The sequence below is a fragment of the Bacteroides sp. D22 genome (genome assembly GCF_000163675.1).
GTDB classification, from domain to species: domain Bacteria; phylum Bacteroidota; class Bacteroidia; order Bacteroidales; family Bacteroidaceae; genus Bacteroides; species Bacteroides xylanisolvens.
Genome location: NZ_GG774796.1, coordinates 1 through 10,869, shown reverse-complemented (window position 1 = coordinate 10,869; position 10,869 = coordinate 1). Strand labels below are relative to the sequence as shown.

The 10,869-nt window shown below is 41.6% G+C and carries 6 protein-coding genes and 1 pseudogene; 6 read left to right on the top strand and 1 reads right to left on the bottom strand.

The window, feature by feature from the left end; translation table 11 throughout:
- The first annotated feature begins 61 nt into the window (after window positions 1-61).
- Complete coding sequence (locus HMPREF0106_RS22735) at window positions 62-4,180, top strand: hybrid sensor histidine kinase/response regulator transcription factor (RefSeq protein WP_009038857.1); 4,119 nt, start codon at window positions 62-64, stop codon at window positions 4,178-4,180.
- Window positions 4,181-4,512: 332 nt separating this feature from the next.
- On the opposite strand, the gene HMPREF0106_RS22740 is transcribed toward HMPREF0106_RS22735, so the two are convergent.
- A complete protein-coding gene (locus HMPREF0106_RS22740; RefSeq protein ID WP_009038856.1) occupies window positions 4,513-5,475 on the bottom strand; it encodes a glycoside hydrolase family 18 protein in 963 nt (320 codons plus the stop codon).
- 273 nt (window positions 5,476-5,748) lie between these two features.
- Here HMPREF0106_RS22740 and HMPREF0106_RS22745 point away from each other — a divergent pair, with 273 nt between their 5' ends.
- From HMPREF0106_RS22745 to HMPREF0106_RS22765, 5 genes and pseudogenes are all read left to right on the top strand, one after another.
- On the top strand, window positions 5,749-6,618 hold the full coding sequence (locus HMPREF0106_RS22745; protein WP_004298479.1) for a helix-turn-helix domain-containing protein: 870 nt from the start codon (window positions 5,749-5,751) through the stop codon (window positions 6,616-6,618).
- 211 nt (window positions 6,619-6,829) lie between these two features.
- Window positions 6,830-7,534 carry a succinate dehydrogenase/fumarate reductase cytochrome b subunit gene (locus HMPREF0106_RS22750; RefSeq protein WP_004298481.1) on the top strand — a complete coding sequence of 235 codons (705 nt, stop codon included), beginning with the start codon at window positions 6,830-6,832 and terminating at the stop codon, window positions 7,532-7,534.
- 37 nt (window positions 7,535-7,571) lie between these two features.
- Window positions 7,572-9,551: a fumarate reductase/succinate dehydrogenase flavoprotein subunit gene (locus HMPREF0106_RS22755; protein ID WP_009038855.1), complete on the top strand. Its 1,980-nt coding sequence runs from the start codon at window positions 7,572-7,574 to the stop codon at window positions 9,549-9,551.
- 36 nt (window positions 9,552-9,587) lie between these two features.
- On the top strand, window positions 9,588-10,343 hold the full coding sequence (locus HMPREF0106_RS22760) for a succinate dehydrogenase/fumarate reductase iron-sulfur subunit (RefSeq protein ID WP_004298485.1): 756 nt from the start codon (window positions 9,588-9,590) through the stop codon (window positions 10,341-10,343).
- 317 nt (window positions 10,344-10,660) lie between these two features.
- A pseudogene (locus HMPREF0106_RS22765) lies at window positions 10,661-10,869 on the top strand (hypothetical protein); the annotation flags it as partial.

Here is a 10,869-nt window from a genome sequence, read left to right as displayed (position 1 = left end):
CTCTAAATAAAATATTTATTCCTATTTTTGGACTTGTAATTGAAACAAATAAGCACGAGTTATGAAAAAACACATTGCTTCTATTCTATTTTTATTCTTGTTATCAACTTTTCAGTTGATAGCCCAGTCTCATTCCGTAAAAAGATTGGGGATAGAGCAAGGATTATCAAATAATTATGTAGTCAGCATTACACAAGATAAACAAGGGTTCTTATGGTTTGCCACAGAAGAAGGACTTAATAAGTTTGACGGTACCCGCTTTACTACTTACTATAAAAATGATTTGACACAGGACAATCAGGGAATCACCGGCAACGAGCTTAACCGGGTGTATGCTGACACGAAACGTCCCATTATTTGGATAGCCACTCAACGAGACGGACTAAATGCATATAATTATAATGAGCAAACATTTACCGCTTATCAGCATAACCCGAAGAATCCACATAGTTTGATTACGAATGACGTAACAGACATTTCTCCTTCCACTCAACATGATGATGGTTTATGGATTAGTACCTATTATAGAGGTATAGAATATCTTGATATCACCAGCGGACAATTCACTCATTATAATAAAAATACAGTTCCCGATCTACCCTGTGAGCAAACATGGACAGTATTGGACGGAGGTGATGGGAATTTGTATATCGGACATGTCGGAAGCGGGTTCAGTATTCTTTCTCTTAAAGATAAAAGTGTAAAAAACTTCCGGAACGAAGCCGGAAACCCAATGAGTTTACCCGGTAATGATGTGTTTTGTATTATAAAAGATACGAACGGAAATATCTGGTTAGGTACAAATAAAGGATTGGCCCTATATAATGCTGCTAATGAAAACTTCATTACGTTCAAAAAAAACAAGAATGACAAGTATGACACTTTATGCAGTCGTATATTATCTATCCGCCAACTAAAAGATAATAAGCTTTGGATTGCCTCCGAGCTGAATGGCATTGCTATATTGAACCTAAAACAAAGTATGTTTCTCTCACCAGAGGAGATTTCTCTTGAATACATACAGGAAGGTGACGATAGCCGAAGCCTCTCTAACGCAAGTGCCCGATGCATATTTCAGGATTCTTTTGATAACATTTGGATAGGAACATGGGGAGGAGGAATCAATTTTATCAGCAGTAAATCACCTTTGTTCACCACATTGAGCTATTCTCCTATTCCAAACAATGAGAACAGTTTGAACAATAAAGTAGCCAGTAGCCTCTGTATGGACAGACAAGGACGGGTTTGGATCGGAACAGACGGTGGAGGAATCAATGTATTTGAAGGAGAGAAACGTATCGCTATCTATAAAAAAGAGAGTGGAAATATTCCTTCGAATTTTATATTAGCCTCTTTGCAGGATTCAAAAGGTAATTTATGGTTTGGTTCCTACCAAGGGGGAATCAGCTATTATGATAACCGGAATAAAAAATTCCGTTCCATCTCTCTTATGGGGCAGTCTAATCAGGATGTTCGTACGATCTATGAAGATGCCCAACACAACATTTGGGTAGGATACAGTGGAGGGATTGTTGTATTGAACCCTCTTACAATGGAGATTATCCGACATTATAATACAGAAAACAGCGAACTACAAAGCAACTTTATACGCTCCATAGCTCAAGATGAGAAAGGGCGTTTCTGGATTGGGACTTTCGGAGACGGACTTGGTATATACACTCCGGACTTACAAAAAATCAAAACGTTCACTCAAAGGGATGGTTTCTGTTCCAATACTATCAACCAGATCATACAAGATAAACAAAAAAGAATGTGGATAGGAACAGGAGAGGGATTGGTTTGTTTCCTGTCTACCGATGAACTGAATTATAAGACTTATCAACGGAAAGACGGCTTGATCAATACGAATATCTGCGCTATAGCAGAAGACAAAAAAGGAAATATCTGGTTTAGTAACAACAAAGGGATCAGCTGTTATGTTACAAGCAAAGACTGTTTTTACAACTATGGTCACTCTGATGATGTACCGGCGGGAAGTTTCTCAAGCAGTTGTGTAACACAAAACAAGAACGGATGGATTTATTTCGGTTCTATCAATGGAGTATGCTGCTTCAATCCCGATATCACCATGAACGAACAACCAGCTCCGGCAGCAGTTATCACAGAAATGAAAATACTCGGACGATTGAGCAACCTGGAAAATAATGACATGATTATCAATTTATCCAAAGGACAGAATGTAGAACTAAGTCATGCGCAAAATAGCTTTGGACTTACATTTAACGTACAAAACTACTCACTAGTCAACCAAGTGGAATATGTTTATATGCTGAAAGGGCTTGAAAACTCATGGTACACCGTCAATGAGAACAACAGCGTCACTTTCCGAAACATTCCTCCGGGAAAATATGAATTCCTCATCAAAGCAAGGGTACATAATCAGGAATGGCCGGAAGAAGCGACTTCACTTACCATCCGTGTCAATCCCCCTCTTTGGCTGACATGGTGGGCAAAACTTATCTATATTTTGGTATCTATCAGCATCATTTATCTTATCCTGCATGCATATAAAAAGAAGCTGGATTTGGAAAGCCTCTATACTTTGGAAAAGAAAAACCATGAGCAGGAACAGGAATTGAACCAGGAACGTTTGCGGTTCTACACCAATATCACCCATGAACTACGTACACCGTTGACCTTAATCCTCGGTCCCTTGGAAGATATGCAAAAAGAAACCTCACTTCCGGCAAAACAAGCCCAGAAGTTATCTGTCATTCATCAGAGTGCACTACGGCTGCTCAACTTGATTAATCAAATACTGGAATTCCGGAAGACAGAGACACAAAACAAGAAATTGTGTGTCAGCAAAGGCAATATCGCTCCTCTGATCTATGAGATAGGGCTTAAATACAAAGAACTAAATCAAAAGACCAGGATTGATTTCCAGATTCAGATAGAGAAAGAAGAAATGCTCCTTTTCTTTGATAAGGAAATCATTACCATCGTTTTGGACAACCTGATTTCCAATGCGATCAAATATACGGAACAGGGACGCGTCACTCTAAGTTTGTATCAGACAATGCGCAATGAAGTTGCTTATACGGAGATAAAAGTCAGTGACACGGGATATGGAATTTCTGCTGAAGCCCTGCCACATATTTTTGACCGTTATTATCAGGAAAGCGGCAAGCATCAGGCATCCGGAACAGGCATTGGCTTGGCCCTAGTGAAAAATCTGGTCACCCTGCATGAAGGAGAAATCCGGGCAGAAAGTATGCAAAACGAAGGAAGTACCTTCTATATCAGCCTATTGACGGATAATATCTATCCCAATGCTTTACACGCAGATTCTACAGAACCGATTCAAGAAGATACGAATCAGGAAGCAAGCCTTGAATATCCACAAGAAACCACACTGGATACCGGCAAACCAATCCTGTTGATTGTAGAAGACAATGAAGAGATACAGAAATATATCGCCGAGTCCTTCGCTGATTCGTTCGAAGTACTCACCGCCTACAATGGAGAAGAAGGGAAGCAACAAGCTCTTAGCCGCATCCCAGATATTGTAGTCAGCGATATTATGATGCCTGTCATGGACGGTATCACCCTCTGCCGGCAATTGAAAGAGGACGTACGAACCAGTCATATCCCTGTCATCTTATTGACAGCCAAGGATTCTCTGCAAGATAAAGAAGAAGGATATGAGGTAGGAGCCGATTCTTATCTGACAAAGCCTTTCAGTGCTTCTCTGCTGCGTAGCCGTATCAATAATCTGCTGGAATCAAGAAAGAAACTGATAGCTCAATTCCAGACACAATCCGTTCCGGGCAATCAGGCAGATTTAAAAGAAAAACGTATCGTAATCGCCGAAGCTCTAAGCAAGCTGGATAATGAATTTATTGAAAAAATCACCCTTTTAATCGAAGAAAACCTCTCTTCGGAGAAAATTGATATTACCTATCTTTCAGACAAGATGTGTATGAGCGGTTCCACCCTCTACCGGAAAATGAAAGCACTGACAGGATTATCGACCAACGAATATATCCGGAAAGTGAAAATGCAGAATGCAGAACGTTTATTGCTTGAAGGGAAGTTCAACATCTCTGAAATCGCCTATAAGGTAGGAATGAACAGTACGGGGTATTTCCGTCAATGCTTTAAAGAGGAATTTGGCGTCTCGCCTTCGGACTACCTGAAGCAGATCATACAATCATAAAAAGGGAGAGAGCCATTTACATTTAATACGTTTTGAAAAACGAATTAAGCTCCTACCGAAAAAGAAGAGGGTAAAGTCATAATGCCTAAATTAAAAGGAAAGAGTCCGGTGCTAATACCGAACTCTTTATCTATCTTGCTAATTTATAAACCGTCCAACTTTTTTGGAGGCCACTTCAAACGATGCGGCAGAAGTATTTCTCTAAAGAAAAGTGTTTTAACACATTCTTTATAAATCTAATTATAATAAAGGAGGGGAGGAACCTATTAAAACAGAGCCTGTTAGACAGCATCTACAAAAAGGATTCACAAGCAGCAGTCGTACGAACTAAGTCATTCCCTCAATTCTTCAGTCATTGTTTTTAGTAATGACCTGCTGTCACTTAACGGCAAATCCGTAGCTAAATCCCAACTCATCATACCTTTCAGCTTCTGTTCCTTTGCATAACGGGTTTTGATACGAATGTTATCCTGACCGTCAAATACATAAGTATCTCCCTGATATACCACTTCATTCTGTGCCGGGCTTGTAATCAATCCATCCTGTACAAAATTGAAATAAGCCTCTGTCTTCTTTGAATTATCTTTGGTCACCCCATAAAAAGGAACTCCTGCCACCAGTTTTTCCTTCGGAATACCATACTCCAATACCATCTGTATATCCGAACAATATTTCTCTATCGGAAAACGAACCGGTGAAGGACCATAGCACTGAAGTGAAATAAAATCAACAGCTTCAATAGCTTCCTTACTAATCTTATAACAAACAGGATGCAGAGATACACTGAAAAGATACTTGTTTCCCAACACTTCCCGCATCTTCAGGATAGCCAAACTATAATCTTTATATTCTTTCTCATTTTCTGCCCACTCAAAATCAAGATCAATGCCATCCAGTTTATTCTTTTCCAGTACAGTCTTTATGTTCTTTGCAAACGTCGTACGAGCGGCCTCATCGGCCACCATCGCTTTCCATTCGCCACTGGAAGCTCCCAAACGTATTTTCACTTTTGTACCTTTTACTTTTGCACGAACCGATTTAATCAAACCTTCCCAAGTGGTCACCCCTTTTCCCTGAAATGCACGTGGATTCTCAAATGACAATGATCCGTCTTTATTAGGATGAACATTCAAGAAAATAAGGTCGTCACTTGCCCGCAAGCTTTCTGTAGAGATACGACCACGGTTGTAAAAATTACCCCGCACATAAGAACTGACCATATAGTCTTGTTGTGCAAACAATGATAATCCAACAAACACAAAAAGGAAGAATACAATTTTTCTTAGCATTAGCATAATGATTGATAATTAAAACGTTTAGATCGCAAAAATACGCATATCAAAAGCAAACAGATGTTCAAAAACAACTATAATACTTCCAAAAATCAACATAAAGTTTTCTATTCAGAAATTTACAACAGATAAATATTGAATTCTCTAACATCATCCAAAGGGATAAGAATAATATTTGCAGGTTTCTACTAAAACATAAATAAAAGAAAGAGTTCCATTTTCCGCAAAAAAAGCCTATCTTTGTTCCGTTAAGATAATAAATCACGCATAAAACTCATGCCAGGAGATTCATTTTGCATACAATATACCAACTGTACGGGATGTCCAAAAAATGTTGAGAATATCCTTGTATATAGAAACTTACCTAAAGGAGAGCATATCCCCAAGGATAAGTGTACGCAGAATTGTATGCTTTTTATGATAAAGGGCGAATTACTTATCAATAGCGAAGAGCATCCCGGAATAACGTTACGCGAGAGACAAATTGTTTTGCAAGCTATTGGCTCCAAGGTCGAAATACTGGCACTGACAGATGTTGAATACGTTGTCTACTGGTTCAACGAACTGCCTTTGCTTTGCGAAGACCGATATAAGGAAATGATGGAACAGGCGGAAGCTCCTTTGACCTACACTCCACTGATTATGAGCGAAAGGCTTTACCACCTTGTCACCAGTATGCCCGAATTCCTCGCTGAAGAAAACCCTTGCAGCAAGTATATCGACTTAAAATGCAAAGAACTGGTTTTCTTGATTACCAACTTCTATCCGCTGCCCCAACTGGGTTCATTCTTCTATCCGATCAGCACTTATACGGAAAGTTTCCACTATTTCGTCATGCAGAATTACAGCAACGTGAAGAACGTGGAAGAATTTGCGCATCTGGGAGGATATACGACCACTACTTTCCGCCGCCTTTTCAAAAACCTCTATGGTGTGCCCGTATACGAATGGATACTGGAAAAGAAACGGGAAGGAATCCTGGAAGACCTGCAGCACACCAAAATGCGAATCACTGAAATCTGTAACAGATACGGATTCGACTCCCTGTCGCATTTCGCACACTTCTGTAAAGACTCTTTTGGCGATACCCCACGCGCTTTACGCAAAAAAGCAGCCGGTGGTGAGAAAATCGGAAAGGTACAATAAACAGTCCCATCCTACTAATGTGCCAATCAGTTGCACCATGCGCGCATACTGGCTGGCATATTGACACATTGGCGTATTGATCCATTATTAAAGAATTATTTCTTTAATTCCTTGCTCAATCAATCTATTTCCCCTATTTTTGCAGTCCGTAAGAGGTGTAAAACGTCGAAATTTTAGTTCTAACAATTAAATAATTTAAATTCAATCATTTATGTGGTTAAGTAATTCATCTGTAGGAAGGAAAGTGGTGATGAGCGTTACCGGTATCGCCCTTGTCCTGTTTCTAACATTTCACATGGCGATGAACTTGGTTGCGATCATCTCGGCTGATGGTTACAACATGATTTGTGAGTTCCTGGGAGCAAACTGGTATGCATTAGTGGCTACCGCAGGACTGGCTGCTCTTTTCGTGATTCACATCATCTACGCATTCTGGCTGACCATGCAGAATCGCAAAGCGCGTGGTAGCGAACGCTATGCAGTGGTTGACAAACCGAAAACTGTAGAATGGGCATCTCAAAACATGTTGGTGCTGGGTCTGATCGTCATCGTAGGTCTTGGTTTGCACCTCTTCAACTTCTGGGCAAAAATGCAGTTGCCGGAACTGATGCACAACATGGGCATGCACGCTGATACACTGACGCTGGCTTATGCCGCTAACGGTGCTTATCACATCCAGCAGACTTTCTCTAGCCCGGTTTACGTAGTTCTTTACCTCGTTTGGCTGTTTGCTTTGTGGTTCCACCTGACTCACGGTTTCTGGAGCTCTATGCAATCACTGGGATGGAACAACAAAGTATGGATCAATCGTTGGAAATGTATTTCTAACATCTATTCTACGATTGTTGTACTCGGTTTCGCACTGGTAGTAGTGGTATTCTTCGTGAAAACACTGATTTGTGGCGGTGCTTGCTAAATAGTAAATTGTAAATGATTAAATTGTAAATAATATTATGATCAAGATAGATTCAAAAATTCCAGAAGGCCCGGTGGCTGAGAAATGGACCAACTATAAAGCTCACCAGAAATTGGTGAACCCCGCTAATAAACGTCGTTTGGACATCATCGTTGTGGGTACGGGTCTGGCAGGTGCTTCTGCCGCTGCTTCACTTGGTGAAATGGGTTTCAGAGTATTCAATTTCTGTATTCAGGATTCTCCCCGTCGTGCACACTCTATCGCTGCACAGGGTGGTATCAATGCTGCAAAGAATTATCAAAATGATGGTGACTCGGTTTACCGTCTGTTCTACGATACTGTAAAAGGTGGCGACTATCGTGCCCGTGAAGCAAACGTATATCGTTTGGCTGAAGTGTCTAACGCTATCATCGACCAATGTGTAGCGCAAGGTGTTCCTTTCGCTCGCGAATATGGCGGTACACTAGATAACCGTTCTTTCGGTGGCGCACAGGTATCCCGTACTTTCTACGCTAAAGGCCAGACTGGTCAGCAGTTGCTGCTGGGTGCTTACTCTGCATTGAGCCGTCAGGTAAACGTAGGTACTGTTAAACTGTATACCCGCTACGAAATGCAGGATGTTGTCATCGTTGACGGACGTGCCCGCGGTATCATCGCAAAAAATCTTGTAACAGGCGAATTGGAACGTTTCGCCGCTCACGCTGTAGTAATCGCTACTGGTGGTTATGGTAACGCTTACTTCCTGTCTACTAACGCTATGGGTTGTAACTGTACAGCTGCTATCTCTTGCTACCGCAAGGGTGCTGTATTCGCAAATCCTGCATACGTTCAGATTCACCCGACTTGTATTCCGGTACATGGTGACAAGCAGTCTAAGCTGACTTTGATGTCTGAATCTCTCCGTAACGACGGTCGTATCTGGGTTCCGAAGAAGAAAGAAGATGCTGTAAAACTCCAGAAAGGCGAAATCAAAGGAAGTGATATTCCGGAAGAAGACCGCGACTATTATTTGGAACGCCGCTATCCGGCATTCGGTAACCTGGTTCCGCGTGACGTTGCCAGCCGTGCCGCTAAAGAACGTTGCGACGCTGGTTTCGGTGTAAACAACACAGGTTTGGCCGTATTCCTCGACTTCTCTGAAGCTATCAACCGTTTGGGTATCGACGTTGTTCTTCAACGTTATGGTAACCTCTTCGATATGTACGAAGAAATCACTGATGTTAATCCGGGCGAACTGGCTAAAGAAATCAGTGGTGTGAAATATTATAACCCGATGATGATTTATCCGGCTATCCACTATACAATGGGTGGTATCTGGGTAGACTACGAACTGCAAACCACTATCAAGGGTCTGTTCGCTATCGGTGAATGTAACTTCTCCGACCATGGTGCAAACCGCCTCGGTGCTTCTGCATTGATGCAAGGTTTGGCTGACGGTTACTTCGTATTGCCTTACACTATCCAGAACTATCTGGCAGACCAGATCACTGTTCCTCGTTTCTCTACCGATCTTCCTGAATTTGCTGAAGCTGAAAAAGCAGTTCAAGCTAAGATTGACAAGTTCATGAGCATCCAGGGTAAAGAATCTGTTGATTCTATCCACAAGAAACTGGGTCATGTCATGTGGGAATATGTAGGTATGGGACGTACGGCAGAAGGCCTGAAGAAAGGTATCGCCGAACTGAAAGAAATCCGCAAGGAATTCGAAACGAACTTGTTTATCCCCGGTTCTAAGGAAGGTATGAACGTAGAGCTTGACAAAGCAATCCGTCTGTACGACTTCATCACTATGGGTGAGCTTGTTGCTTACGATGCATTGAACCGTAACGAAAGTTGTGGTGGTCACTTCCGTGAAGAATACCAGACTGAAGAAGGAGAAGCTAAACGTGATGACGAAAACTTCTTCTATGTAGCATGTTGGGAATATCAAGGTGACGATGAAAAAGCTCCGGTATTATACAAAGAGCCGTTGGTATACGAAGCTATCAAGGTTCAAACCCGTAACTACAAGAGCTAATCGGTGAAGTTAAACATTTAAAAGAATTAGAAGAAAATGGATAAAAATATATCATTTACACTGAAGGTATGGCGCCAAGCTGGTCCGAAGGCTAAAGGTGCTTTTGAAACCTACCAAATGAAAGATATCCCTGGCGATACTTCCTTCCTCGAAATGCTGGATATTCTGAACGAACAGCTCATCAGCGAAAGAAAAGAACCGGTAGTATTCGACCATGACTGCCGCGAAGGTATTTGCGGTATGTGTTCTCTTTACATCAACGGACACCCGCACGGTCCTGCAACAGGTGCTACTACTTGCCAAATCTATATGCGTCGTTTCAACGACGGTGATACCATCACTGTTGAACCTTGGCGTTCGGCTGGTTTCCCTGTCATCAAGGATTTGATGGTAGACCGTACTGCATACGACAAGATTATGCAAGCTGGTGGTTATGTAAGCGTACGCACAGGTGCTCCGCAGGATGCTAACGCTATCCTGATTGCGAAACCTATCGCTGACGAAGCTATGGATGCTGCTTCTTGTATCGGTTGCGGTGCTTGTGTAGCTGCATGTAAGAATGGTTCTGCTATGTTGTTCGTTTCTGCAAAAGTCAGCCAGTTGAACTTGCTGCCGCAAGGTAAACCGGAAGCTTTGCGTCGGGCAAAAGCTATGTTGTCAAAGATGGACGAACTGGGATTCGGTAACTGTACAAACACTCGTGCTTGTGAAGCTGAATGTCCGAAGAACATCTCTATCAGCAACATCGCCCGCTTGAACCGCGACTTCATCATCGCAAAATTAAAAGACTAGAAATTGCTAGATTTCAATAGCGAGAGCTTAATTTGATTAATGACAGAATCCCCTGCCGGCTAGTCCGACAGGGGATTTCTTTATGTATGAGTAGATCACAATTATTATTAATACGGATCAGTAACATGAACTTTTAATTCATAAGTTTCACCGATTTCACCTTATAGCCGAAACTGTTATGAATGAGAGAATTACGGGTGAAAGCGAGGATTGAAATAAGGTAAAATCATTCGTTACCGCTGTAAGCGTCTCCGCGATTCTATCTTGTCGCCCTTTTTTCATTCTTATATTTTTGCGATGTATAAAAATGAAGCATTATGGATTTAGCAGAAAATCGATTTGGAAAAACTTGGAAACATTTCCTTGAAGTATTGAAAGTAGACTACAATTGTTCTTTAGCCGATGTTTGCCGCGATCAGCATACCACTTTTGGTGGTATGAGTTCCTGGATGTCCAGACGGGGCTATAGCGTTAAACAAGCCAAGGCAGATGTGGTCCGTGATTATTATGGCGGCGTTGAACCCTC